Genomic DNA, 25,497 nt, shown 5'->3' with positions numbered 1-25,497 from the left:
AATCCGGGCATGCCCGCGCGCGCACTGCTCGTCCTCTTGGTGATGCTCAACTTCGGCGTGGCCACCTGGTGGCTGCTGCGCCCGGGGCCGCTGCCGCCGACGCCCTGGGTCCAGCCCGAGGGCGTGCAGCCGCTGCGGCTGCTTGGCGAAGCCGCCGAAGGCGCGGATGGCGCCGTCGCGCAGCCGGCAACGCAGGCTGCGCGCGACGCGGAGGCCGTGAGCGGACCTGGCGTGGACGAGGCCGGGGCAGCGGCGTCGCAGTCCGTTGCCGACGCGCCGCCTGCGGCGGTCGCCAGCGTCGCCGCGGTGCCTGCACCGGCGCCCGACGCGACGCCCCCGGCTTCGCCGCTGCGCTGCCTGAGCTTCGGGCCCTACGCCGACGCCCCGTCGGTGGCCGCGGCGCGCGGCGCGCTGCAGCCGCTCGGCGCGACGCGCACGCGCGTGCGCGACGTGGTCGAAGCGCCGCGCGGCTGGCGCGTGGTGATGGCGCCCCAGCCCGACCGAGCAGCCGCCAATGCGCTGGCGGCCAGGATCCGCGAGGCGGGCTTCGACGACCTGCTGGTGATCCCGTCCGGCGACGAGGCCAACGGCATCGCGCTGGGCCGCTACGGCAGCGAGCCCGCCGCGCGCCGCCGCGAGGCCGCGCTGCGCGGCGCCGGTTTCCCCGTGCAGGCGCAGCCGCTGGGCGAAGCGTCGACGCGCCACTGGCTCGACTTCGCCGCCGGTCCCACCTTCGATGCCGCGGCCGCGCGCACGACCGCGGGCGCCGCCGAAGCGCGCGAGATCGACTGTGCCGACGTGGTCGTCGCGTCGCGCTAGAATGCCGCGCGCCTTCATGGCGCACGTGCCGGCATAGCTCAGCTGGTAGAGCAACCGCCTTGTAAGCGGTAGGTCGTCCGTTCGATCCGGACTGCCGGCACCATCCCGCCCGTGTCCGCTGGAGCCCCGCATGTCGCTGAAGCCGCAGCCCGTGTCCGTCTTTGGAGTCCCGACCGACGTCGGTGCCGGCACGCGGGGGGCGTCGATGGGGCCGGAGGCGCTGCGGGTCGCCGGCCTGGTGGAGGCGCTGGCCGCGCGCGGCATCGACGTCGCCGACCGCGGCGACGTGGCCGGCCCGCGCAATCCCTGGATGCCGCCGGTCGAAGGCTACCGCCACCTCGACGAGGTCGTGGCCTGGAACCGCGCGGTGATGGAGATGTCCGCCGCCGAGCTCGCGGCCGGCCGCATGCCGGTGATGCTCGGCGGCGACCACTGCCTGGCGATGGGCTCGATCACCGCGGTCGCGCGCCACTGCCGCGCGCAGGGCAAGCGCCTGCGAGTGCTCTGGCTCGATGCCCACGCCGACTTCAACACCTCCGCGATCACGCCGTCCGGCAACGTCCACGGCATGCCGGTGGCCTGCCTCTGCGGCCTCGGCCCCGACGCGCTGGTCAATCTGGGCGGACAGGGCCCGATGATCTCGCCGGCCGACGTCCGCCAGATCGGCATCCGTTCGGTGGATCCCGAGGAAAAGCGCCTGGTGCGCGAGCACGGCCTCGACATCTACGACATGCGCTACATCGACGAGGTCGGCATGAAGCAGGTGATGGAGGAGGCGCTGGCCGGTCTCGACGCCGATACCCACCTGCACGTGAGCTTCGACGTCGACGTGCTCGACCCCTCGATCGCGCCCGGCACCGGCACCCGCGTGCCCGGCGGCCTCGACTACCGCGAAGCGCAGCTGATGATGGAAATGATCGCCGACGCGGGGGGCGCCGACTCGCTCGACGTGGTCGAGGTCAACCCGGCGCTCGACAAGCGCAACCGCACCGCGCGCCTGGCCGTGGACCTGGTGGAGAGCCTGTTCGGCAAGTCCACGCTGATGCGCGACTGACCGGGGACATGAACACCGGGCCCGCCGAGGTCCGGCGCGGCGGCCCGCGTCAACGCGGAATTCACCTCATGCTGCGTTTCATGTCCCTGACCGGGGCGGTGGCCGCCTGCGGCACCCTGCATAGAAGGAGAGTCACATGAAGCGTATTGCGATCCTGATGATGGTTTCGATGTTCTCGATCGGCATGCTCACCGCGTGCAACACCGTGGCCGGCGCCGGCAAGGACGTGCAGAAGGTCGGCGAGAAGGTCGAAGACGCGGCCGACGACACCGGTGCGACCGATCCGCGCTGAACCCGCGTTGCCGAGGTGAAGGCCGGCGCAACGGAATCTTGACCTTGCGGTGATGCGGTCCGCGGCACTCTGGGGGCGTTCCGCAGCGATGCGGCACTCCCCCCACAGAAGATCGAGGAGCAGCGCATGAACAAGGACATCATTTCGGGCAAGTGGAGCCAGCTGAAGGGCAAGGCCCAGGCACGCTGGGGCGACCTGACCGATGACGTCTTCGACGTCGCCGAGGGCAACGGCGAATACCTGGCCGGCAAGCTGCAGGAGCAGTACGGCTGGGAGCGCGACCGCGCCGAGCGCGAGGTCCGCGACTTCGAGAAGGACCTGGGCTGATCCACTGCCTGCGTGACCCGGAGGGCCGGCACATGCCGGCCCTCTTCTTTTGTGGCGGCGGTGGCCGCCGGGGCCGCGGGGATAGAATGGGCCCCATTTTCCCGCGTCCCTGTCCCCGCACATGAGCCTCCGCGTCCTCACCGGCATCAAGCCCACCGGCGTTCCCCACCTCGGCAACTACGTCGGCGCCATCCGTCCCGCGGTTGTGGCGAGCACGCTTCCGGGTGCTGAAAGCTTCTTCTTCCTCGCCGACTACCACGCCCTGATCAGCACCCAGGATCCGGTGCGCGTGCAGCGCTCCACGCTGGAAATCGCGGCGAGCTGGATCGCCTGCGGGCTGGACCCCGACCAGGTCGCGTTCTACCGCCAGTCCGACATCCCCGAGACCACCGAACTGACCTGGCTGCTGACTTGCGTGGCCGGCAAGGGCCTGCTCAACCGCGCGCACGCGTACAAGGCCGCGGTCGACCGCAACCGCGCCGAGGGCATGGACGAGGATGCCGGCGTGACCGCGGGCCTGTACATGTACCCGGTGCTGATGGCCGCCGACATCCTGCTGTTCAACGCCCACCGGGTGCCGGTGGGCCGCGACCAGGTGCAGCACATCGAAATGGCGCGCGATTTCGCGCAGCGCTTCAACCACCTGTACGGCGAGCACTTCACGCTGCCCGAGGCGGCGATCGAGGAGCAGGTCGCGACGCTGCCGGGCCTGGACGGCCGCAAGATGTCGAAGAGCTACGACAACGTGATCCCGCTGTTCGCGCCGCGCGAGGAGCTGCGGCGGCTGGTGTTCTCGATCCTGACCGACTCGCGCCTGCCGGGCGAGCCGAAGGACACCGAAGGTTCGGCGCTGTTCCAGCTCTACCAGGCCTTCGCCAGCGCCGGCGAGACGGAGGCGATGCGCCGGGCCTTCGCCGATGGCATCGCCTGGAGCGAGGCCAAGACGCAGCTGTTCGAGCGCATCGATGCCGAGCTGGCGCCGCTGCGCGAGCGCTACCAGGCCCTGGTCGCCGATCCCGCCGGCATCGAGCGCGTGCTGCGCCGGGGCGGCGAGCGCCTGCGTGACGCGCACGCCCGGCCCTTCCTCGCCCGCCTGCGCGAGGCCGTCGGCCTGCGCGACCTGTCGCTGGCACCGGGCCGCGATGCACAGGCCGGGGACGTCGAGGCCAAGCCCGCCCTGCCGGTGTTCAAGCAGTACCGCGAGGCCGACGGCCGCTTCCACTTCAAGCTGGTGGACGGCGACCGGCTGCTGCTGCAGGGCGATGGCTTCGAATCGCCGCGCGACGCCGGTCGCGTGGTGGCGATGCTCAGGTCCGGCGCCGCCGCGCCGCGTGTCGATGCCGCGGGCCGCGTCTGGCTGGACGACGCCGCCGTGGGCGTGCTCGGCGAAGGCGTGGACGACGACGCGCTGCTGCGGGCGCTGGATCGCTTCGCGGAGGATGCGGCGTGAACCCCCTGGTCGAGAACAACCTCACCCTGATCCTGTTTCTGCCCTGGTTCCTGATCCTGTCCGCGCTGTTCTGGATCTGGCCGCGGCAGCCGCGCGGCGTCGCGCGCCGTCTCTACGACCTGGCCGCGATCCTCGCGTCGCTGGCGCTGTTCGTGGCCAGCCTGTACTGGCTGCAGGACCTCGCCGATCCCGCGCACGGGCGCATGTGGCGGCACATCCTCGCCACCGCGGCGGGCTATGGCGTGTTCCTGGCGGCGATGCTGGTGGCGTTCGTGCTGCGGATGCTGCTGTTCCGCCGCCGCTGAGCGACGCGTTCGACCAAGGCCGCATCGGCGCGGGCAGTGCTGGTCGCTAGACTGCAGCGTGGTCCACGGTGTAAGGAAAGGGCGTGCGGGCAGGCGACGGCATCACCATCATCGACACCGGCTTCGGCGAGCGGCCGGCGTTCTGCGCCGCCTGGCTGCTGGTCGAGAACGGCCGCGCGGCCTTCATCGACTGCGGCACCCTGCACAGCGTGCCGAACATGCTCGCGGCGCTCGATGCCGCGGGGCTGGCGCCGGACGCGGTCGACTGGCTCATCGCCACCCACGTCCACCTCGACCATGCCGGTGGTGCGGGCGCGCTGCTGCGCGAGCTGCCGGCGGCGAAGCTGGTGGTGCATCCGCGCGGTGCGCCGCATCTCGTCGATCCGGCGAAGCTGATCGCGAGCGCGCGCCAGGTCTATGGCGATGCCCTGTTCGAGGTGGCCTACGGCGGCCTGGTGCCGGCGCCTGCGGAGCGCGTGCTTGAAGCCGCGGACGGCCAGGTGCTGGACCTCGCCGGCAGGCCGCTGCTGCTCGCACACACGCCGGGTCATGCGCTCCACCACCTGTCGGTGTGGGACGAACGCACGCGTGCCTGGTTCACCGGCGACGCCTTCGGCATTTCCTACCGCGAGCTCGACGTCGACGGCCGGTCGTTCGCGATCCCGACCACCTCGCCGGTGCAGTTCGATCCGCTGCAGATGAAGGATTCGATCAGACGCCTGCTCGCGGCCGGGCCGAAGGTCTGCCACGTGACCCATTTCGGCGCCGTGCGTGACGTGCAACGGGTCGGCCTGCGGCTGATCGAGCAGGTGGATGCGATGGTCGCGCTGGCGCAGTTCCTGGACGACGCGCCGGAACGCCACGAGGCGCTGAAGCAGGCGTTGACGAAGCTCTACGTCGATCGCGCGCGCATCCACGGGGTGACGGATCCGGAGCGGGTGGTGCCGGCGCTGCTGGAGATGGATATCGAGCTCAACGCACAGGGGCTGGTCGCCTGGCTGGAGCGCGAGCGTCGCGCGGCGGGGCGTTCGCAGCTGTAGCTGCTCCTGCGGTGGACCGGGACGGGGCGCCGCTGTAGCTGCTCCTACAGGGGTGTGGGCCACCTCGGCTGCCGTCTGTAGGAGCAGCTACAGCTGCGACCCCATCCACCGATCAGTCCAGCCGGTCAGTCCCAGTGGTTGAGGTGCGGCCCGAAAGGGTCCCGCTGCTACGCCCGATCCTCCACGCCGCGGCCGACGCAGGCAAGTCCTCCCGCCACGGGAACGCCGATGCGGCGGCGCGCCAGGCGCCGCCGTCAGCCGGAGCCCGTCAGTTGGGAAGCACCAGGTCGTCCAGGATCGCCTTGAGGAAGCGCGCGGCCTCGCCGCCGGTGGCGGCGCGGTGGTCGAAGGTGAGCGAGATCGGCATGCGGCGATGCACTTCGATGCCGCCGATCACCGCGACCACGTCCTGGCTGAGCTTGCCGGCGCCGACGATGGCCACGCAGGGCGGCACCACCACGGGCGTGGCGTAGCGGCCGGCAAACATGCCGAAGTTGGACAGGCTGATGGTGTAGCCCGAGAGCTCGCTGGCCGGGATGCTGCGGTCCTCGACCTGGGCGCGCAGGCGCTGGATGCCGGCGCGCACGCCGGCCGCGTCGAGCACATCGGCGTTGCGCAGGGCCGGCACGAACAGGCCGTCGTCGGTGTCCACGGCGATGCCGATGTCGACGTGCGGATGCATCGTGCGGGTGAGATTGTCACCGTCGAACCAGGCGTTGAGCGCCGGCACCGCCTTCGCCGCGGCGCAGATGGCGCGGATCAGGCGCGCGGTGATGTCCTGCTTGCCGACCCAGGCGTGCAGGTCGGCGTCGTCGACGAGCGTGGTCGGCACGACCTTGCTGTGCGCGTCGGCCATGACCCGCGCCATGTTGCGGCGCACGCCCTTGAGCTGCTCGGGCTGGCCGCTGGCGGTGACGCCCGGCGGCTGCGTGCGCATCGGCTTGCCCGAGGCGGAGAGCGCGGTGCGCCCGCGGTCCGCCCCGCTCGCCCCTGTAGGAGCAGCTACAGCTGCGACCCCGGGCTGGCCGGAAGTATTGGCCATTGCCGCACCGCGGGTCGCAGCTGTAGCTGCTCCCACAGCGGCGCTGCCGTCGGCCGCGGCCCGCTTCACGTCGGCCATGGTCACGGTGCCGTCGGGACCGGTGCCGCGCACGCGCGACAGGTCGACCTTGAGCTTGCGCGCCTGGGCGCGCACGGCGGGCATGGCGCGCACGCCGCCCACGGCCACGGCCTGTTCGGTATGCACGGCGTCGGAGGACTGCATGGCGCCGACCACGGTGCCGCTGTCGGCGCGCTCGCCGGTGGCGGTTGCCTTCGGTGCCGGCTCGCCGGCGTCCTCGATCGCGCCGCCCTCGTCGGAGGCGACCACGCGGTGGTCGGGCGCCGGATCCTCGCTGCCCACGCCGTGGCCGCCGCCGTGGTGGTGGCCGGTGTCCTGGCCCTCGGCGCGCTGTGGCAGGCTGGGGTCGATCTCGAACTCGGCCAGCATCGCGCCGGTGATCACCACGTCGCCGGCGCCGCCGGCCAGCTTCAGCACCTTGCCCGAGACCGGCGAGGGCACCTCGACCACGGCCTTGGCGGTCTCCATCGACACCAGGTTCTCGTCCAGGCGCACGGTGTCGCCGACTTTCACGAACCATTCGACGATGGTCGCGTCGGGCAGGCCTTCGCCAAGGTCGGGGAGGTGGAAGGTCTTCTTGTCGGCCATGGTGTCCTCGGGAATCCGGTGCTCCCTGCGGGAGCGGTTCGATCTGGTCACTGGCCCGATGCCGGCGTGCTGTGCCGATGCTGCGGGCCCTGCGATGTCATTGTCAGTGCGCCTGCCGCGTCCTGCAGCTGCCCCGTCGCGCGGGACGCGCTGCCTTCGCGGCGGGTTGGCGGAGCCGCGTGAACGGCCCCGCCGAATGTCCTCAGCCGGCGGCCATCGCCCGCTTCGCCGCGGCGACGATCTTCTCGACGCTCGGCAGGTACTTCATTTCCAGCCGGAACAGCGGGATGTGCGTGTCGTAGCCGGTGACGCGCTCGACCGGCGCCAGCAGGTCGTACATGCACTCCTCGGCCAGGCGCGCGGCGATCTCGCCGCCGAAGCCGGCGGTCTTGGGCGCCTCGTGCACGATCACGCAGCGGCCGGTTTTCGCCACCGATTCGGCGATGGTGGCGAAGTCAAGCGGCTTGAGCGTGGCGACGTCGATGACCTCGGCGCTGATGCCGTCCTTCGCCAGCGCCTCGGCGGCTTCCAGCGTCTCCTTCACCTGCGCGCCCCAGGTCACCAGGGTCACGTCGGTGCCGTCGCGCAGCACGAAGCACACGTCCAGCGGCAGCGCCTCGCCGTCGTCGGGCACCACTTCCTTGTACTGGCGGTAGATGCGCTTGGGCTCGAAGAAGATCACCGGATCCTCTTCGCGGATCGCGGCCAGCAGCAGGCCGTAGGCGCGCGCCGGCGACGAGGGCAGGACCACGCGCAGGCCCGGCACGTTGGTGAACAGCGCCTCGTTGGCCTCGGAGTGGTGCTCGGGCGCGCGGATGCCGCCGCCCCACGGCACGCGCAGCACCATCGGGCAGGTCAGGCGGCCGCGGGTGCGATAGCGGAAGCGCGCGGCGTGGCAGATCACATGGTCGAGCATCGGATAGACGAAGCCGTCGAACTGGGCCTCGGCCACCGGCTTCATGCCCTGCGCGGCCATGCCGACGGTCAAACCGGCAATCGTGGTTTCATCCAGCGGGGTGTCGATCACGCGCAGGTCGCCGAACTCGGCGTGCAGGCCCGCGGTGGCGCGGAACACGCCGCCGTTGACGCCCACGTCCTCGCCCAGCACGACGACGGAATCGTCGTTGCGCATCTCGTAGGCCAGTGCCTGGGTGATCGCCTCGATCAGGGTGATGGCGGCCGGTGCCGCGTCCTTCGCCACGGCGCTCACGAACGCTTCTCCAGGGCGATGGCGGCGGCGCGCTGCTCGAGCAGGTCGGCCGGCGGATCGGCGTAGAGATGGTCGAACATGGCTTCCACGGGCTGCACCTTGCTCTCCAGGTAGGCGTTGATTTCGACGTCGACCATCTGGCCGCACTCCTCGACCCAGGCCTTCTCCTGCGCCTCGTCCCACACGCCCTGGGCGGTGAGCCAGGTGCGCAGGCGGGTCATCGGGTCGCGGGTCCAGGCGTCCTTGACCTCGGCCTCGTCGCGGTAGCGTCGGGCGTCGTCGGCAGTGGTGTGGTCGTGCAGGCGGTAGGTCATGAACTCGATGACGCTGCCGCCCTCACCGGAGCGCGCGCGTTCCATGGCGCGACGCATGCCCTCGAGCACGGCGAACAGGTCGTTGCCGTCCACCTGCAGGCAGTGCAGGCCGCCGGCCAGGCCCTTCTGCGCGAGCGTCTTCGCGCCGGTCTGCGACTTGCGCGGCACCGAGATCGCCCAGCCGTTGTTGATGATGCACTGGATGAAGGGCAGGGCGTAGGCGCCGGCCGAGTTGATGGCCGCGTAGGTGTCGGTCTTCGACGAGCCGCCGTCGCCGCAGCAGGTCACGGCCACGCGGTCCTCGCCGCGGAGCTTGAACGCCAGCGCCGAGCCGGCCGCGTGCAGGCACTGGGTCGCGATCGGCACGCACCAGGGGAAGTCGTGCTTCGGGCCGGAGAAATCGTTGCCGCGCTCGTCGCCGCCCCAGTACATCAGCACCTCGCGCGGCTTCACCCCGCGCATGAACTGGGCGCCGTACTCGCGGTAGCTGGGGGCGAACACGTCCTCGGGGCGCATCGAGGCGCCGATGCCGACGTGGGTGGCCTCGTGGCCGAGGCAGGCGGCGTAGGTGCCGAGCTTGCCGGTGCGCTGCAGCGCGATGGCCTTGGCGTCGAAGGTGCGCACCAGCAGCATCTGCCGGAACAGCGGCAGGATGTCGGCGGCCGACGGGGCCTCGGGCGGCAGGTCCGCCACCAGGGTGCCGTCGGGGCCCAGGTACTGGAGGTATTCGATCTCGAAGCTTGCGGCAACGCTCATGCGGTCACGTGCTCGGTCATCCACAGGAGCCGGACATGATACCCGCCGGGGATGCGGGGGTCTTTGCGCGCTGCGGCAACCCGCGGCGCGTCGCGAGGGGCGATCCGGGAAGGCACGAAAAAGCGCGGCCCGTGGGCCGCGCTTTCCTGGTCCCGCCGGAGCGCAGGCCTCAGCGGACGGTCTTCACCTGCATCGCGTCGGCATTGTCATGCAGCGCCGGGTCGGTGGCGGCGGAGTCCACTGCCGCCTCGATCCGGAACAGCGGGGGCATCAGCCTGCCCGAGGTGTCGATCACCACGCTGAACAGCGCGGTCGCGCTGGCCGGCATGGCGCCGCCGTCGGCCGTGCACGTGGCCCGGAACGCGGAGGTGGCCGCGGGCGCGCAGGTCCAGCCCGGGGAGGGCTCGACCGTGACGCGTGCGCGCGGCACCGAGGTCACGATCTCGACCACCGGAACCGGCGCCGCGGACGGCCCGTTGTTGTTCACCACGATCGAGTGGTTGGTGGTGGCGCCGCGCGAGTGCGTGGACGCTCCGGACACCTGCACGCCCAGGTCGGCCTGCACCTCCACCGCGATCGCCGCGCTGTCGCTGTCGTTGGCGCTGTCGGGATCCTGCGTCTGCGACGTCGCCGCCGCCGTCAGCGTCACGGCGGTGCCGGCCGTCTCCGGCGTGGCCACGCCCGAGACGCTGAACGCGGCGGACTGGCCGCTGGCCAGCGTGTCGGCCGTGCACGCGATGCTGCTGTCATCGCCCTCGACGGTGGTCGGGCCGCACGTCCAGCCGGTGGGCGCCGTGACCGCCAGCTGCGGCAGCGCCGCGTCCACCGCGAAGCCCAGGCCGGGGAACTGCGCCGCGTCGGGACCGGCGTTGCTGGCCGTGACCTGCCAGACCATGCTGCCGGCCACCGCGACCACCGGCTGCGGCGCGGTCACCACGGCCGCCATGTCCGCGAACTGCACCGCCTGCAGGCGCAGCATCAGCACCGACGGATCGTGGTCGGACAGGCGCGCGGCGCTGTTGGCGTCATTGCGCGCGGTTTCCGGGAAGTCGGCGTTGAGGCGCGCGTGGCTGATCGTCCACGAGTTGATCTGCGAGCCCAGCGCCGCCTCGTTGAGCAGGATGTGGTCGAGCGACTGCGCGTTGTTCTCGAACACGAACGAGTAGCGCTCGGACGGATCCAGGAAGTAGGTCGCGTTGACCAGGTCAGGCTCGACCAGGTCGGCGCCGTCGCCATTGACCGCGGTGGTGTCGTCGGCCGACGGCATGCCGATGACGGTACCCATGACGTCGGCGTAGCCGTCGTTGAACTCGAAGGCGTTGAAGTCGCCGAGCACCACGAGTCCGCGCTCCGGGTCGGCCGCCTGCCTGTCCTGCAGCATGTCCGCGAGGAACTCTGCCTGCAGCTGGCGCTTCTGGCGCACGCGGTCGCCGCGGGTGCCGGTACCGGCAGCGTCTTCGCTTTCGACGTCGTTGAGCGAGCGCTGGTGCACCGTGACCACGGTGACCGGCAGCGTGCGGCCGTCGGCGAAGTTCACCACCGCGTCGAGCACCAGCGGCGGGCGGTCGTTGAGCAGGCTGGTCTCGCCCGAGGGGGCGTAGGTCCAGCTGACGTCCTTGCCGACCTGCTCGACCGACAGCACGTCCACGCGCGCCAGGCCCGCGGCGACGTCGCCGGCCTTCACCAGGAAGCCGACGTCGATGCCGCCGACGTCGTTGCCTTCCTCGAGATAGGCGACATAGCCCGGATCGGGCGCGCCCATCGCGACCGCGTCGGCGTTGACCTTGGCGGCCAGCGCCTGCAGCGCGCCGAGGTTCTCGACCTCGCTGACCCCGATCACGTCGGGCGAATGCATGTAGGCGCGGATGCCGAGCGAGGCCTTGTTGAGCCGGGCCGCGAACGCGTCGGCAGTGAGCACCGGCTCGCTGATCGCGGGGTCGTTCACCGTGTCGAAGAAACGCTGCAGGTTGTAGGTGGCGAAGGTGGCGTGGTCCTCGCTCGGCACGACCGCGCCGCGCGGCTGGTCGCGGCCGTCGCAGGCGGTCGCCAGCGCGCCTTCGGGGTAGATCGTGTAGCGGCGGAAGGTGTAGTCGAGCGGGCCGGTGAGCGTGCCGTCGACGATCCGGCAGCCGGCGGCCAGGTCGGCCTGCGGCGCGCCGATGGTGTCGCTGTCCACGGCGATGACTTCGGGGTTGAAGTCCCAGCGCGGGATGGCGGTGGCGGTGGTGCCGCTCGGATCCGGGTCGGGCACCTGGATGCCGGCCTCGCGCAGCGGGCGCGGCACGCCGGTGACGACCACCGCGAACTGGCCGTTGCCGGTCGAGGTGGCGTTGGCTTCGCTGGTGTTGCCGCGGGTGGGCGCGACCACGGTGGCGCTGGGGATGCTGACGCGCATGCCCTCGTAGGCCTCGAGCTGGTCGAGCGGGCCATCGGGCAGCACGCTGTCGGCCGACAGCACCACCGGCGCCGGCAGCGCATGGCCGGTACCGAGCTGGGTGACAGTGGCGAAGGTGAGCTCGGTCATCGGCAGCTGGTACGGGTCCGCGGCGGGGATGTACTCCTCCACCGTGGCCTGCACGCGCACGCGGTTGCCGACGGTGGCGGCGGCCGGGGGCGCGCCGGCGGTGAACACGAAGATGCCTTCGGACGTTGCGTCGTCGCCGTCGTCCTGGCCGTCCGCGGTCTGCAGGAAGAAGCCGTTGTTCTTGCGCGCGGTGACGATGCCCTCGGTGACGACCGACTGGCCGGCCAGCGGCGAGGTCGCGCCCGGTCCCTGGATGGCGGCGATCGGCACGATCGCGAAATCGTCGTTGACGATGGTCCCGGTGCCCACGAGGGTGCCATGCTGCGCGCCGGAGATGTTCGACAGCGCGAGGCCGAAGGTTTCGTCGGGCTCGGCCACGGTGTCGCCGATCACGCCGATCGAGAGCAGGGCCGAAGTGTCGCCTTCGGCGATGATGGCGGTGCCGCTTTCGGCGATGTAGTCCTGGCCGGCCAGCGCGGTGCCGTCGACCGTCGCATAGGCGAAGCTGACGCCGCCGGGGCCGGCGGGCCGGGTCAGGGCGACCTGGAAGAACATCTCGGTGATGCCCGAATCGCCCTCGGCCACGCTGCCGTTGCCGACGTTGATCACCGGGGTGGAGCCGACGCCGGCGGCGACCACGCTGATGTCGTCGATGCCGACCCATTCGTCGTTGCCGGCGGCGTTCGTCGTCATGATCCGCAGCTCGACCAGGGCCTGGTTGTCGGCGGCGGCGGGCAGGGTCACCGACACCGGCGTCTCGCGGGTGCCGCCGGGGCTGCTCGCGTCGGCCACGTAGGCCTCGGGCACGTTGACGAAGTCGCCGGTGCCGCCGACGCGGTAGTGCAGCGCGACCTGCTGGGCGGCGTCGTCCGCCGAAGCGTCGACGTCGCGCAGGCGGTAGGACACCTGGATGCCGCTCGCGCCGCGGGTGTCGAGGTGGATCCTGAGATAGGGCGCATCCGCCGAACCGCTGCCCTGCAGCGCCACCACCGGGTCGGCGATGTGGAATTCGGCCACGCCGCCGTTGGTGATGCTGGTGTTGGTCTGGTTGGCGATGACGTCGACGACGCCGGTCGCGTCGGCGCCGAGCACGGTCTGCGGGTCCACGCCGTTGGCCGAGGTCAGGTCGCCGCCGAGGAAACCGAGGATGCCGGGCACGTTCGACCAGTCGTCGTTGGCGGTGATCAGGCCGGTATCGGTCCAGTCCTGCGCGAACGGCAGGGTCTGCGGCGTGCTGTCGGCCTGGGCGGCGCCGATGGCCGCGGACAGGGCAAGGGCGAGCGCCAGGCGGCGCGGAATCGGTTGCATCGTATGGTTCCCCTGGAAGATGGCTGGCGCGGCCCCCGCCGCGGCCTCGCGATTGTGCACCAGCGATGCGGCAGCAGGGTGACACGGCCGCCGGCCTCGCCGCCGCTGCAGCGGCGGCCTGCGCTACCCTTTCGCGCATGAGCACCGAACAGAACGAACGCGCCCTCGAAGCCGGCATCCACACCGAGCTGTCGGGGCGCATGACCTATGGCGGCTACCTGCACCTGGACCGGCTGCTGTCGGCGCAGCATCCGGTGTCCGACCCGCCGCACCACGACGAGATGCTGTTCATCATCCAGCACCAGGTCTCGGAGCTGTGGCTGAAGCTGCTGGTGCACGAGCTGCAGGCCGCGACCGGCCACCTGCGCGAGGGGCGGCTGGATCCCTGCCAGAAGATCTTCGCGCGCTGCAAGGCGGTGCTGCGCCAGCTCACCGCGATGTGGTCGGTGCTGGAGACCCTCACGCCCTCCGAATACGCGGAGTTCCGCCACCTGCTCGGCCCCTCGTCGGGCTTCCAGTCGGCGCAGTACCGCACGGTGGAGTTCCTGCTCGGCAACAAGAACGCCGGGATGCTGAAGGTGTTCGCCCACGACGCCGCGGCGCAGTCGATGCTGCGCGGCGCGCTCGAGGCGCCCAGCCTGTACGACGAGGCCCTGCGCCACCTGGCCCGCACCGGGCACCCGGTCCCGGCGCGCCACCTCGAGCGCGACTGGACCCGCCCGCACGTGATGGACCCGGAGCTGGTGGCGGTGTTCGAGCGCATCTACGCCGGCACGCGCGAGCACTGGGAGGCCTACCACCTGTGCGAGGACCTGGTGGACCTGGAAAGCGAGTTCCAGCTCTGGCGCTTCCGCCACATGCGCACGGTGATGCGCATCATCGGCTTCAAGCGCGGCACCGGCGGTTCCAGCGGCGTGGGCTTCCTGAAGCAGGCGCTTGAGCTGACCTTCTTCCCCGAACTGTTCGAAGTGCGCACCCGGATCGGCGGCCTGCCGGCCGAGGCCGCGTACTGACCGCCGATGGACGTTGGCGCGGGCTTCCCGGTCTGGGCGTCGGTCCCGGCCTGGGGCGCCGCCGCCGCGGTGCTGGCGCTGTCCGCCCGCGGCCTGCCGCTTGCGCGCTGGCGCGACGACGCCATGGCGCGCCGGGTGCTGCTGTGCGCCACGCTGGCGATCATGGCGATACGCTGGTTCAACACCGCCGCGCTGCAGGGCGTGGTGCTGCATTTCCTCGGCGCGACCGTCGCCACCCTGCTGTTCGGCGCGCGCGTCGCCTGCTGGGTGATGGCGGCGGCCAGCCTGGCCGGCGTGCTGCTCGGCACCGACATGGAGGGCTGGGCCTGGGACTTCCTGCTGACCGGCGTGGTCCCGGTGGCGGCGACGGTCGCGGTGTCCCTGGCGGCGATGCGCTGGGTGCCCTCGAACATCTTCACCTACGTCATGGTCAACGCCTTCGCCGCGGCCGCCGTGGCGATGGCGGCCTCGTCGCTGGCCAAGGCCGTCGTCGCGGCGCTGCTGGGCGGGGCCGTGGCGGCCTACCTGGTCGCGACGCCGCTGCTGATGTTCGGCGAGGCCTTCCTCAGCGGCGGCATCATGGTGCTGGTGGTGGTGTACCGGCCGCAGTGGTGCGCGAGCTTCGACGACCGCACCTACCTCGGCCCGGAGCGCCCGATGTAGCGGCAAACGGCCTTCGGGCACCTGAGAACGGGCACCAGCGCGGGTGCCGGCGGCTCCGGGCAGTTCCCAAGAGCGCCCCCTACGGGCTAAGTTTCGCCATCCACTTGGGGAACCTGCACGATGAATTCGAACCGCGTCGAGCCCGCCGGACCGGGCATTGACCCACCCGCCTCCGGTCCCGTGATCCCGGAATTCGCCCAGGTCATGGGCCACCCGCGTCCGCTGTGGATGCTGTTCATGACCGAGTTCTGGGAGCGCTTCGCGTTCTACGGCATGCGCTGGGCGCTGGTGCTGTACATCGTGGCGCAGTTCTATCAGGGCGACGCTTCCGGCGAGGCGCCGGCCAGCGAGCTCTACGGCGCCTACCTGGCGCTGGTGTACGCGGCCGCCATCTTCGGCGGCTACGTGGCCGACAAGTTGATCGGCTACCAGCGCGCGATCCTGCTCGGCGCGGTGTTCATGGCCGCCGGCCTGTTCATGATCACCACGCCCAGCGACGCCTGGCTCAAGCTCGGCCTGGCCACGGTGATCGTCGGCAACGGCCTGTTCAAGCCGATCATCTCGACCATGGTGGGCAAGCTCTACGCCACCGGCGACGAGCGCCGCGATTCCGGCTTCACCATCTTCTACATGGGCATCAACATGGGTGCCTTCATCGCGCCCATCCTGACCGGCTGGCTGGCCGAGAAGGTGTTCGGCAGCGACGGCATGCCGGCCTACAAGGTGGTGTTCATCGCCTCGGGCATCGGCATGCTCTTCAGCCTGCTGTGGTTCTGGTTCGGCCGCGCGCAGCTCAAGGGCATCGGCGCCGCGCCGGCGGATGCGCCGGGCATGGGCCGCGTGCTGGCGGTGGCGGTCGGCGCGCTGGCGGCGATCCCCGCGTTCTACTTCCTGCTGACCATCGAAGCGGAGCTGCTCAACTGGATCCTGCTGGCGCTGTTCATCGTGCCGGCGATCATGCTGCTGGTCGAAGGCATCCGCGAAGGCTCGAAGCAGCGCGACATGGTGATCGCGATGCTGATCATCTTCGGCTTCAACGTGCTGTTCTGGATGTTCTTCGAGCAGGCAGGCAGCTCGTTCAACTTCCTCGCGCAGAACATCGTCAACCGCGACCTCGGCGGCTGGATCTTCCCGGTGGGGTGGTTCCAGTCGGTCAATTCGATCGCGATCATCACGCTGGCGCCGGTCATCGCCTGGCTGTGGGTGGCGATGGGCCGGGCCAATCCGTCGATTCCGCGCAAGTTCGGCCTCGGCCTGATCTTCAACGGCCTCGCCTTCCTGCTGCTGATGCTGGCGCTGTCGAGCATGGTCGACCCGGCCACGCTGAAGATCCCGTTCTGGACGCTGTTCATGGTCTACGTCATCCAGTCCATCGGCGAGCTCTGCCTGTCGCCGATCGGGCTTTCGATGACCACCAAGCTGGCGCCGGCCAAGCTCACCGGCCTGGCGATGGGCGGCTGGTTCCTGTCGATCGCGATCGGCAACAACCTGTCGGGCATGTTCGCCTCCAGCGTGAGCGGCGAAGGCGGCATGACGGTGGAATCGGCGCATGCCGGCTACAGCTTCGGCTTCTGGGCGCTGCTCGGCGCGGGCGTGCTGCTGTTCCTGATCGCGCCGCTGATCCAGCGGCTGATGCACGGCGTGAAGTGAGGTTTGCGGGCGCCGCGCGCGCCCGCAGCGCCTGCGCAGCGGCGGCCTCCGGGCCGCCGTTCGCGTTTCGGCGTCCCGTTCAGCTTCCCTGTGGTGGCGGCACGCGGTAAGTTGGCCGATTCGACCCGCGAAACGCGGGCGCAATCACGGAGTAGCGAGTTGGCCCATCCAGACCACGCCCTCGAGGCCCAGAAGACCCTGCTGGGTCATCCGCGCGGACTGTTCGTGCTGTTCTTCGCCGAGATGTGGGAGCGCTTCTCCTACTACGGCATGCGCGCGCTGCTGATCTTCTACCTCGTCCAGCACTGGATGTTCTCGGACTCCGAAGCGTCGGTGATCTACGGCGCCTACACCGCGCTGGTGTACATCGCGCCGGTCGTCGGCGGCTATCTCGCCGACCGCTACCTCGGCCAGCGCAAGGCGGTGCTGTTCGGCGCGGTGCTGCTGACCTTCGGCCACTTCCTGATGGCGTTCGAGGGCGATGGCGGGCAGAACGCGCCGGAGATGAACATCTTCTGGCTGGCGCTGTCCTTCATCATCGTCGGCTCCGGCTTCCTGAAGGCCAACATCTCGGTGATGGTCGGGCAGCTGTACCCGCGCACGGACATCCGTCGCGACCCGGCGTACACGATCTTCTACATGGGCATCAACCTGGGCGCGATGCTCGGCTCGCTCATCGCCGGCTACCTCGGCCAGACCTACGGCTGGGCCTGGGGCTTCGGCGCCGCGGGCGTGGGCATGCTGGCGGGCCTGGTGGTGTTCGTGATCGGCAAGCCCATGCTGATGGGCCGCGGCGAGTCGCGCGTGCCGGAAAAGCTGGCGAAGCCGGTGCTGGGCGGCATCACCTTCGAGTGGGTGCTGTACGCGCTGGCGTTCCTGTCGGTCGGCGTGGTCTGGTACCTGATCCAGCACCAGTCGATGGTCGGCATCCTCCTGGGCGGCGCCGGCCTGGTGCTGGTGGCCTACGTCCTGTTCACGGCGGTGTTCAAGCTGGGCCGCGAGGAGCGCAACCGGATCATCGCCGCGCTGTACCTGATCATCGGCTCGATCCTGTTCTGGGCGCTGTTCGAGCAGGCCGGTGCCTCGCTGAACCTGTTCACCGACCGCTCGGTCGACCGCCACATCTTCGGCTGGGAAGTCCCGGCGTCGATGTTCCAGTCGCTCAACTCGATGTACATCATCGCGCTGGCGCCGCTGTTCGCCATGTTCTGGCTGTGGCTGGCCAAGCGCGGCTGGGAGCCCTCGGCACCGGCCAAGTTCGCGCTCGGCGTGGTGCTGGTGGGCGCGGGCTTCCTGGTGCTGGTGGCCGGTGCCGCCGCGGCGGGCGCCGGCGCCACGCCGGTGATCTTCATTTTCCTGATCTACCTGATCCACACCATGGGCGAACTGTGCCTGTCGCCGGTGGGCCTGTCGGCGATGAACCGGCTGGCGCCGGCGCAGATGGCCAGCCTGATCATGGGCGCGTGGTTCTTCGCCTCGGCCACCGGCAACTTCGCCGCCGGCCTGATCTCGGCCGCGACCGGCGGCGAGGGCGGCGGCGTGGAGCGGGTGATGGAGGTCTACTCGAACGTCGGCTGGCTGGCGGTGGGCGTCGGCATCGTGATGCTGGTGATCGCCCCGCTGGTGAAGAAGCTGATGCACCTCGACACCCTGCGCGACGACGACCTCGCCGGGCAGGGCGAGCTGGCCGAAGCGCAGGCTGCGGGCATCGACATCACCGAGGAGCGCCGCTGAGGCGGCGCGGCCGGCTCAGGCCGGCGGTCCAGAGCCTGGCGGACCGTCCAGCCCCAGGCCCGCGATGAGCGGGCCGAGCCGGTCGACGTAGGGCCGCCACTCCGGCGGCCCGGGCGCCCTGAGGCCCGAGCGCACCTGGGCGGCGCTGGCGGTGGCAACGGCGCCGCCGCTGCGCTCGGGGCGCAGCACCTCGGGATCGAAACCGAGCCCGAGGTGGGCGAGCACGCCGCGCATCACGGCCTCGGGTTCGCGCAGCAGGGCATCGTGGCGGACGTCCAGCAGGCGCGGCCCGAGCACCGCGTGCCAGTGCGCCATGAGGCGGACGTGCGCCTGGTGCCACGCCGCGAGTTCGCGCTGGTCGTACGACCAGGGCGCGAAGCCGCCGTACAGCATCCGCAGGTTGGAGAAGCAGACGTCCATCGGCGCGCGCGCCGCATGGATGAAGCGCGCCCGTGGCAGCGCCCGCGCGATGCAGCCGAGCAGCAGGGCATTGGTCGGCAGCTTCTCCGTCCACAGCGCGCGGCCGCGCGCGCGCCAGGCGTTCGCGGCCATGAAATCGCGGCCGAGCGCCGGCCAGTCGACCGCGTCCAGACGCTCCAGCAGGCCGGCATCGATCGGCCCGCGACTGCGGTGGTCCGCGGCCAGGCGCAGCGCGGCGGCGAAGCCCATGCTCTCGCCGCCCGCGGCCACCGCCGGGTGCCCGCCGAGCATGCGCTCCAGGACGGTCGAACCCGAGCGGAACAGGCCGACGATGAACACCGGGGCCGGGGTGTCCGGGGCCGGTTCGAAGCCGGCGCCTGCGATGAAGCCGGCGTCGCAGCGGTCGCCGATCGCCTCGGCCAGGCGCAGGTCGTCGGCGACGTCGTAGCGCAGGGTGGCGCGCTTGGCACGCATGCCGCGCTCGAGCTCGGGCCAGGCCTCGTCGTGGCGGCCGAGGTCGTGCAGCTCGTCGAACAGGGCATGGCTGAAGTGGATGTCGTGCTCGCTGCCCGGGGCCACGCGCGCGCGCTCGTGGCGCAGGCGCTCCACGCGCGCCGCGGCGCCGGCGCGGTCCTGCGCACGCAGCTGCGACAGCCGGCGGTGCGCGTGGGCGAAGTGCGGCGCGGCGGCGATGGCCCGCTCGAGGTCGTCGCGCGCGCCTGCCATGTCGCCCAGGAACAGGCGCGTGCTGCCGCGCACGTAGCGTGCCGGGCCGTGCGAGGGGGCGCGGTCGACGGCGCGATCCAGCCACGCCAGCGCCTCGTCGTGCAGGTCCTCGTCGACAAGCAGGTCGGCGAGCGCGACCAGTCCGTCAGGGCCGGCGGCATCGGCGAAGCCGGCCATGGCCGTGCACAGCGCCGCGAGCGCGCGCGTCTCGTGCAGGTCGCGCAGCAGCCGTGCCAGCGCCAGCGTATGCGGCCACTCGCGCGGCCCGGCGGCGTGCGCGCGCAGCGCGGCGGCGTGCATCGCGCGGTAGCGGCCGGCCCGCCCGCTGGCCTTGGCCAGCCCGATCCAGGCGGCGGCGTCCGTGGGGTCGGACCCGGCGAGCGCCGCGTAGGCGTCAGCGGCGCCGGGCCAGTCGCGGGCCGCGGCCAGCGCGTTCGCGTGCGCCCATGCGCGCTCGCGCGTGGCCGCTGCGTCGTCGGGCGCGGCCATGGCGGGGTCGGGTCCGGTGGCGGGCGGCGTCATGGGTGGCGCTCAGAGCCCGTAGCGTTCCCCGAGGCGATCGAGCATGCGCGAGAACAGCTGGCGCTCCTCCTCGCTGAGCGGCGCCAGCAGCTCGCGCTCGTACGACAGCGCCAGCGGTGCCACCTCCGAATAGACCTTGCGGCCGGCCTCGCTGAGTTCGAGCACCGAACGCCGGCGGTCGTCGCCGTGGGTCTCGCGGTGCAGCAGGCCGCGCTCCAGCAGGCGCGCCACCGCGCGGCTGACCGCCACCTTGTCCATCGCGCTGCGCTCGGCCACGCCCGCCGCGGACATGCCGGGGAAGCGGCCGAGCACGGCGAGGATCCGCCACTCGGTGATCGCCAGCCCGAAGCGCTCGCCGTAGGCCTCGGCGATCTCCTGGCTGACCACGTTGGACAGCAGGCTGAGCTGGTAGGGAACGAAGCGCTCCAGATCGAGGATCGGGGCGCCGTCGTCGTCGGCAGGGGGCGGAGGGGATGCGGTCATTGCTGCGTCGCGCCTTGCAACTGGTTTCATCTGAAACTATAACAGTCGGCCCCTCCCGTCCACTGCCAGGAGCCGCCATGAGCGCCCAGACCCAGGCCAGCACCCAGCCGAACCTCGGCATGCAGGTCACCACGTTCGAGAACCCGATGGGCATCAACGGCTTCGAGTTCGTCGAGTTCGCCGCCCCGGCCGGTGAAGGCGCGCGCATGCGCGACTACCTCGAGAAGCTCGGCTTCACCGCCGTGGCGAAGCATCGCGCGCGTGCCGTCACCCTGTTCCGCCAGGGCACGATCAACTTCCTGCTCAACGAGGAGCCGGACTCCTTCGCGTCCGACTTCGCGGCCAAGCATGGCCCCTCGGCCTGCGGCTTCGCGATCCGCTTCAGGAAAGCGCCGTCCGAGGTGCTGGAGCACGTGCTTGCCAAGGGCGGCGAGAAGATGGAGCACAAGGCCGACACCCGCGCCGTCGATTTCCCGGTCATCAAGGGCATCGGCGACTGCATGCTGTACCTGATCGACGATTCGAGCCAGGACGTCTACGCCGACTACGAGCCGCTGCCCGGCGTCGACCAGCACCCGCGCGGTTTCGGCCTGACCTTCATCGACCACCTGACGCACAACCTGTTCCTCGGGAATATGCAGAAGTGGTCGGACTACTACGAGACGCTGTTCAACTTCCGCGAGATCCGCTACTTCGACATCAAGGGCGCGAAGACCGGCCTGCTGTCGAAGGCGATGACCGCGCCCGACGGCGTGGTGCGCATCCCGCTCAACGAGTCGTCCGACGAGAAGAGCCAGATCAACGAGTACCTGCGCGACTACAAGGGCGAGGGCATCCAGCACATCGCGCTGTTCACCGACGACATCTACGAGTCGATCGAGAAGATGCGCGAGGCCGGCATCGACTTCCTCGACACCCCGGACACCTACTTCGACGTGATCGACCAGCGCGTGCCCGACCACGGCGAGGACGTCGAGCGCCTGCGGAAGAACGCGATCCTGATCGACGCCGACCCGGAGACCAAGCAGCGCAAGCTGCTGCAGATCTTCGGCAAGAACGCGTTTGGCCCGATCTTCTTCGAGATCATCCAGCGCAAGGGCAACGAAGGCTTCGGCGAGGGCAACTTCCAGGCCCTGTTCGAGTCGATCGAGCGTGACCAGATGCAGCGGGGAGTGCTTTAAAAGCGCGCTTCGCTTTACCACGGATGACGCGGATGGACGCGGATTTTCGCGGATAGAGCGGGAAGGGCAGAAAAAGCGGAAAGGCTTTTGGCCACGGATTTGCGCGGATTACGCGGATCCGACCTGGGCCAGCACCAGCACCACGCCCTGCACTTGCTCTTTTCAGGCTGGCTTCCGGCAGCAACCTTGCCTCGGCCAGATCCGCGTAATCCGCGCAAATCCGTGGCTGAAAAGAGCTTTTGCTCTATCCGTGCAAATCCGCGTCCATCCGCGTCATCCGTGGCAAAAATGCTGTTCAAGCCGTTCCGGGAGAGAGCCGTGGCCGAGTACATGTCGGGGTTTGGAAACGAGTTCGCCACCGAGGCGGTGGCCGGGACGCTGCCGGTGGGGCGGAATTCGCCGCAGAAGGTGGCGCACGGGCTCTACGCCGAGCAGCTCACCGGCACGGCGTTCACGGCGCCGCGGCATGCCAACCGGCGCAGCTGGCTGTACCGGATCCGGCCGGCGGCGATGCACGGCGGCTTCGAGCCCTTCGCGCAGCCGCGCTTCCACGAGGACTTCGGCCACGGGCCGGTGACGCCGGACCAGCTGCGTTGGGATCCGCTCCCGATGCCGGCTGAAGGTGCGCGGGTCGACTTCGTCGATGGCCTGTTCACCATGGCCGGAAACGGCGGCTCCGCGGCCGGCACCGGCGTGGGCATCCACATGTACGCGGCCAATGCGCCGATGCGGGGGCGCTACTTCTACAGCGCCGACGGCGAGCTGCTGATCGTGCCGCAGCAGGGCCGGCTGCGCATCGCAACCGAGCTGGGCGCCATCGACGTGGAGCCGCAGGAGATCGCGGTCATTCCGCGCGGCGTGCGTTTCCGGGTCGAACTGCCCGACGGCGCCGCCCGCGGCTACGTCTGCGAGAACCACGGTGCGCTGCTGCGCCTGCCCGACCTCGGGCCGATCGGTTCGAACGGCCTGGCCAATCCGCGCGACTTCCTCACCCCGGTCGCGGCCTACGAGGACCTCGATGGCGACTTCGAGCTGATCGCCAAGTTCCAGGGCCACCTGTGGCGGGCGGACATCGGCCATTCGCCGCTGGACGTGGTCGCCTGGCACGGCAACTACGCGCCGTACAAGTACGACCTGCGCCGCTTCAACGCCATCGGCTCGATCAGCTTCGACCATCCGGATCCCTCGATCTTCCTGGTGCTGCATTCGCCCAGCGACACGCCGGGCACCAGCAACATGGACTTCGCGATCTTCCCGCCGCGCTGGCTGGTGGCGCAGGACACGTTCCGGCCGCCGTGGTTCCACCGCAACATCGCCAGCGAATTCATGGGCCTGGTGCACGGCGCCTACGACGCCAAGGCCGAGGGCTTCGCGCCCGGCGGCTGCAGCCTGCACAACTGCATGACCGGGCACGGGCCGGACGCGGCGACCTTCGAGAAGGCGTCGAACGCCGACCTGTCGAAGCCCGACGTCATCGCCGACACCATGGCCTTCATGTTCGAAACCCGCGGCGTCATCCGGCCCACGCGCCAGGCGCTCGACGCCGCGCACCGGCAGCGGCAGTACCAGGCCTGCTGGGCGGGGCTGCAGCGGCACTTCCGCGCCGGCTGACGACGCGGCGCGCGATCGCGGCCTCCACGCCGCGTGCGCGGGGTTTTGTCGTAGCCTTGGCCGTCCATCCTCCGGAAGCCCACGCATGCGCCCGATCCGTCCCGCCTTCGCATCACTCGCCCTGGTCGCGGCGCTTGCCGCCTGCAACGCCGAGCGCACCGCCGACGCGGGTGTCGAGGCGGCCGCCGACGCCATCGAGGCGATCGAGCCGGGCACCGAACCCCCGGGCGCCGCGGCGGCGATCCCGGCATCGGGCGATTCGCGCATGGACGGGTACGGCGCGCTCGACTTCGGCATGTCGGCCGAGGAGGCGCGCGCGGACTGGAGCGGCAATCCGCTCGAGCCGGCCGGGGCCGTCGACGATCCGCAGGCCTGCTACCACCTGTCGCCCGCCGGCCAGTCCACGCCGGCGCAGCTGGCCTTCATGTTCGAGAACGACCTGTTCGTCCGCTACAGCGTGGAGTCCACCGAGATCACCGCGCCCGGCGGCGGGCGCGTGGGCATGGACCAGGCGGCGCTGGAAGGCCTTTACGGCAAGCGCCTGACGGCGATGCCGCACAAGTACGTCGAGGGCGGCCAGGTGCTGATGAGCCCGGAGGACGGCGGCGCGCTGCCCTCGCAGCTGATCTTCGAGCTCGATGCCGCCGGCCGCGTGACCAGCTGGCGCGTCGGTCTTGCACCGCAGGTCGGATACGTCGAAGGCTGCAGCTGAGCCCGGCTTCCCGCGCTGGCGCGTGCTGACCGTTTCCACCGGACTGAAGGGGAAGGCAGATGTCCGAAGCGATCGCGTTCACCCTGCTGGGCCTGCTGTTCCTGGCGCTCGGCGGCGATTCACTGGTCAAGGGCGCCGCCGGGCTGGCGCAGGGGCTGCGCATTCCGCGGTTCGCCATCGGCCTGTGCCTGGTGGCGGTCGCGACGTCGCTGCCGGAGCTGGCGGTCAACGCGCGCGCCGTGGCCTCGGGCGACCGCGCGCTGGCGCTGGGCAACGCCGTCGGCAGCAACATCGCCAACATCGGCCTGACCCTGGGCCTGGCGGCGCTGGCGGCGCCGCTGGTGCTGCGCTGGCGCGCGCTCTCGCCCCTGCTGGCGGTGCTGCTGCTGGCGACGCTGGGCGTGGTGCTGCTGTCGCTCGACGGCGGGCTGTCGCGCATCGAGGGCCTGGCCATGCTGCTGGCCTTCGCGGGCGTGGTCGCGTTCACCGCCATGCGCGCGGACGACGAATCGCCCGAGGTGCGCGAAGAAGTCGACGCCTTCACCGCCACCCGCGGCCGGCTCGGCCTCAACCTGGTGCGCGTGGCCGTGGCCGCGGTGCTGCTCTGGTTCGGCGCCGGCTGGGTCGTCGCGCAGGTGCCGGTGATCGGCCAGGCCCTGGGCATGGATTCGCTGGTGGCGGGCCTGGTGCTGGTGGCGATCGGCACCGCGCTGCCGGAGGCCGCGGCGGCGGTGGTCGCGGCGCGTCGCGGCCAGGGCGACATCGTCGCCGGCCACGTCATCGGCTCGAGCGTCTTCAACCTGCTGCTGGTGCTCGGCGGCATGGCGGCGGTCGGCGGCACGGTGCCGGTGCCGGCCTCGTTCGTGCGGCTGGAGCTGCCGGTGGCCTTCCTGTTCGCGCTGCTGCTGGTGCCGCTGCTGCGCGGCAGCACCACGCTCAGCCGCGGCGAGGGCGGGCTGCTGCTGGCGGCCTTCGCCGCCTGGGTGGTGCTGGAGTTCGCCCTGCTGGGCTGAGCGCGCCGGGTCGGGCGCGCGCTCAGTAGCCGTCGTCGTCGCCGCCGTCGGGACGCGGCGGCACATGGGTGTCCTCGTCGGACTTGCCGGGCAGCTGCGGCCACTCGTCCATGCGCAGCGACAGCGCGGCCTTCGACATCAGGTGCGCGCTGATCGGTGCGGTGATCAGCAGGAACGCGACGATCAGCAGCTCGCGCGGCTGCGGGTCGCTGTCCATGAACAGGTGGTAGCCGACCGAGGCGACGAGCACGCAGCCCACGCCCAGCGTGCTGGCCTTGGTCGGGGCGTGCAGGCGGCGGAAGAACTCCGACAGCTTCACCAGGCCGATGCCGCCCATCAGGATGAAGAAGCTGCCCACCAGCAGCAGCACGACCAGCAGCAGTTCCCAGAACACGTTCATTCGACGATGTCCCTCCGGATCACGTACTTGCTCAGCACCACGGTGCTGACGAAGCCGAGCATGGCGATGACCAGCGCGGCCTCGAAGTAGACCGCGCTCTTCAGGTGCATGCCCAGCAGCATCAGCTCGGCGATCGCGGTGACGTTGAGCGTGTCCAGCGCGAGGATGCGGTCGGGCACGGTCGGGCCGCGCAGCAGGCGCCACAGCGCCAGCAGCATGGCGGTGCCGACCACGTACATCGAGACGCCGATGGCGAGGTCGA

General features: G+C 70.9%; 22 protein-coding genes, 1 tRNA gene and 1 pseudogene. 16 read left to right on the top strand and 8 right to left on the bottom strand.

What is annotated here, in order from left to right; genetic code table 11:
* The first annotated feature begins 9 nt into the window (after positions 1-9).
* The 8 genes and pseudogenes from IE168_RS05520 (at position 10) to IE168_RS05485 (ending at position 5,287) form a co-directional block, all read left to right on the top strand.
* Entirely contained in the window at positions 10-819 is an 810-nt protein-coding gene (locus IE168_RS05520) for an SPOR domain-containing protein (protein ID WP_189496032.1), read from the top strand.
* A gap of 27 nt (positions 820-846) precedes the next feature.
* Positions 847-922: transfer RNA gene (locus IE168_RS05515), tRNA-Thr, on the top strand.
* A gap of 27 nt (positions 923-949) precedes the next feature.
* Positions 950-1,873 (top strand): arginase, encoded by a 924-nt coding sequence (gene rocF, locus IE168_RS05510; protein WP_189496030.1) that lies wholly within the window; start codon positions 950-952, stop codon positions 1,871-1,873.
* 136 nt (positions 1,874-2,009) lie between these two features.
* On the top strand, positions 2,010-2,165 hold the full coding sequence (locus tag IE168_RS05505) for an entericidin A/B family lipoprotein (protein WP_189496028.1): 156 nt from the start codon (positions 2,010-2,012) through the stop codon (positions 2,163-2,165).
* Positions 2,166-2,291: 126 nt separating this feature from the next.
* Complete coding sequence (locus IE168_RS05500; RefSeq protein ID WP_189496026.1) at positions 2,292-2,492, top strand: CsbD family protein; 201 nt, start codon at positions 2,292-2,294, stop codon at positions 2,490-2,492.
* Positions 2,493-2,613: 121 nt separating this feature from the next.
* A pseudogene (locus IE168_RS05495) lies at positions 2,614-3,802 on the top strand (tryptophan--tRNA ligase); the annotation flags it as partial.
* 136 nt (positions 3,803-3,938) lie between these two features.
* Positions 3,939-4,247, top strand: coding sequence for a hypothetical protein (locus tag IE168_RS05490; RefSeq protein ID WP_189496022.1), 309 nt, complete (start codon positions 3,939-3,941; stop codon positions 4,245-4,247).
* An 83-nt stretch (positions 4,248-4,330) separates the two neighbouring features.
* On the top strand, positions 4,331-5,287 hold the full coding sequence (locus tag IE168_RS05485) for an MBL fold metallo-hydrolase (protein WP_189496019.1): 957 nt from the start codon (positions 4,331-4,333) through the stop codon (positions 5,285-5,287).
* A 268-nt stretch (positions 5,288-5,555) separates the two neighbouring features.
* Here IE168_RS05485 and IE168_RS05480 read toward each other — a convergent pair whose 3' ends face one another.
* The 4 genes from IE168_RS05480 to IE168_RS05465 form a co-directional block, all read right to left on the bottom strand.
* Entirely contained in the window at positions 5,556-6,995 is a 1,440-nt protein-coding gene (locus IE168_RS05480; protein WP_189496430.1) for a dihydrolipoamide acetyltransferase family protein, read from the bottom strand.
* A gap of 202 nt (positions 6,996-7,197) precedes the next feature.
* A complete protein-coding gene (locus IE168_RS05475; RefSeq protein ID WP_189496017.1) occupies positions 7,198-8,205 on the bottom strand; it encodes an alpha-ketoacid dehydrogenase subunit beta in 1,008 nt (335 codons plus the stop codon).
* Positions 8,202-9,275, bottom strand: coding sequence for a pyruvate dehydrogenase (acetyl-transferring) E1 component subunit alpha (pdhA, locus tag IE168_RS05470; protein WP_189496015.1), 1,074 nt, complete (start codon positions 9,273-9,275; stop codon positions 8,202-8,204). The genes IE168_RS05475 and pdhA overlap by 4 nt, the downstream gene beginning before the upstream one ends.
* A gap of 169 nt (positions 9,276-9,444) precedes the next feature.
* Positions 9,445-13,107: a Calx-beta domain-containing protein gene (locus tag IE168_RS05465; RefSeq protein WP_189496013.1), complete on the bottom strand. Its 3,663-nt coding sequence runs from the start codon at positions 13,105-13,107 to the stop codon at positions 9,445-9,447.
* A gap of 137 nt (positions 13,108-13,244) precedes the next feature.
* Between IE168_RS05465 and IE168_RS05460 the strand changes: the two genes are divergently transcribed.
* From IE168_RS05460 to IE168_RS05445, 4 genes are all read left to right on the top strand, one after another.
* A complete protein-coding gene (locus IE168_RS05460; RefSeq protein ID WP_189496011.1) occupies positions 13,245-14,120 on the top strand; it encodes a tryptophan 2,3-dioxygenase in 876 nt (291 codons plus the stop codon).
* A gap of 6 nt (positions 14,121-14,126) precedes the next feature.
* Positions 14,127-14,783: an energy-coupling factor ABC transporter permease gene (locus IE168_RS05455; protein WP_189496009.1), complete on the top strand. Its 657-nt coding sequence runs from the start codon at positions 14,127-14,129 to the stop codon at positions 14,781-14,783.
* Positions 14,784-14,987: 204 nt separating this feature from the next.
* Complete coding sequence (locus IE168_RS05450) at positions 14,988-16,433, top strand: peptide MFS transporter (RefSeq protein WP_229823191.1); 1,446 nt, start codon at positions 14,988-14,990, stop codon at positions 16,431-16,433.
* Positions 16,434-16,592: 159 nt separating this feature from the next.
* Complete coding sequence (locus IE168_RS05445; protein WP_189496005.1) at positions 16,593-18,167, top strand: peptide MFS transporter; 1,575 nt, start codon at positions 16,593-16,595, stop codon at positions 18,165-18,167.
* Between the two features lie 15 nt (positions 18,168-18,182).
* Here the strand turns inward: IE168_RS05445 and IE168_RS05440 are convergent, their stop codons facing one another.
* Together IE168_RS05440 and IE168_RS05435 are read right to left on the bottom strand one after the other, a co-directional pair.
* The gene (locus IE168_RS05440) at positions 18,183-19,835 is read right to left on the bottom strand and encodes a sulfotransferase family protein (protein WP_189496003.1); all 1,653 of its coding nucleotides are present in this window, start codon (positions 19,833-19,835) and stop codon (positions 18,183-18,185) included.
* 9 nt (positions 19,836-19,844) lie between these two features.
* A complete protein-coding gene (locus tag IE168_RS05435; RefSeq protein WP_189496002.1) occupies positions 19,845-20,318 on the bottom strand; it encodes a MarR family winged helix-turn-helix transcriptional regulator in 474 nt (157 codons plus the stop codon).
* 77 nt (positions 20,319-20,395) lie between these two features.
* Between IE168_RS05435 and hppD the strand changes: the two genes are divergently transcribed.
* From hppD to IE168_RS05415, 4 genes are all read left to right on the top strand, one after another.
* Positions 20,396-21,499 carry a 4-hydroxyphenylpyruvate dioxygenase gene (gene hppD / locus IE168_RS05430; protein ID WP_189496000.1) on the top strand — a complete coding sequence of 368 codons (1,104 nt, stop codon included), beginning with the start codon at positions 20,396-20,398 and terminating at the stop codon, positions 21,497-21,499.
* 330 nt (positions 21,500-21,829) lie between these two features.
* Positions 21,830-23,110, top strand: coding sequence for a homogentisate 1,2-dioxygenase (gene hmgA / locus IE168_RS05425; RefSeq protein ID WP_189496428.1), 1,281 nt, complete (start codon positions 21,830-21,832; stop codon positions 23,108-23,110).
* 85 nt (positions 23,111-23,195) lie between these two features.
* Positions 23,196-23,822, top strand: coding sequence for a lectin (locus IE168_RS05420; RefSeq protein WP_229823143.1), 627 nt, complete (start codon positions 23,196-23,198; stop codon positions 23,820-23,822).
* 59 nt (positions 23,823-23,881) lie between these two features.
* A complete protein-coding gene (locus tag IE168_RS05415; RefSeq protein WP_189495998.1) occupies positions 23,882-24,835 on the top strand; it encodes a sodium:calcium antiporter in 954 nt (317 codons plus the stop codon).
* Positions 24,836-24,857: 22 nt separating this feature from the next.
* Here IE168_RS05415 and IE168_RS05410 read toward each other — a convergent pair whose 3' ends face one another.
* A complete protein-coding gene (locus IE168_RS05410) occupies positions 24,858-25,235 on the bottom strand; it encodes a Na+/H+ antiporter subunit G (RefSeq protein WP_189495995.1) in 378 nt (125 codons plus the stop codon).
* A complete protein-coding gene (locus IE168_RS05405; RefSeq protein ID WP_229823188.1) occupies positions 25,232-25,474 on the bottom strand; it encodes a K+/H+ antiporter subunit F in 243 nt (80 codons plus the stop codon). The genes IE168_RS05410 and IE168_RS05405 overlap by 4 nt, the downstream gene beginning before the upstream one ends.
* Positions 25,475-25,497: the final 23 nt, after the last annotated feature.

The organism is Luteimonas padinae, assembly GCF_014652935.1.
Classification (GTDB): domain Bacteria; phylum Pseudomonadota; class Gammaproteobacteria; order Xanthomonadales; family Xanthomonadaceae; genus Luteimonas; species Luteimonas padinae.
This window is presented reverse-complemented; position numbering and strand designations above follow the sequence as displayed.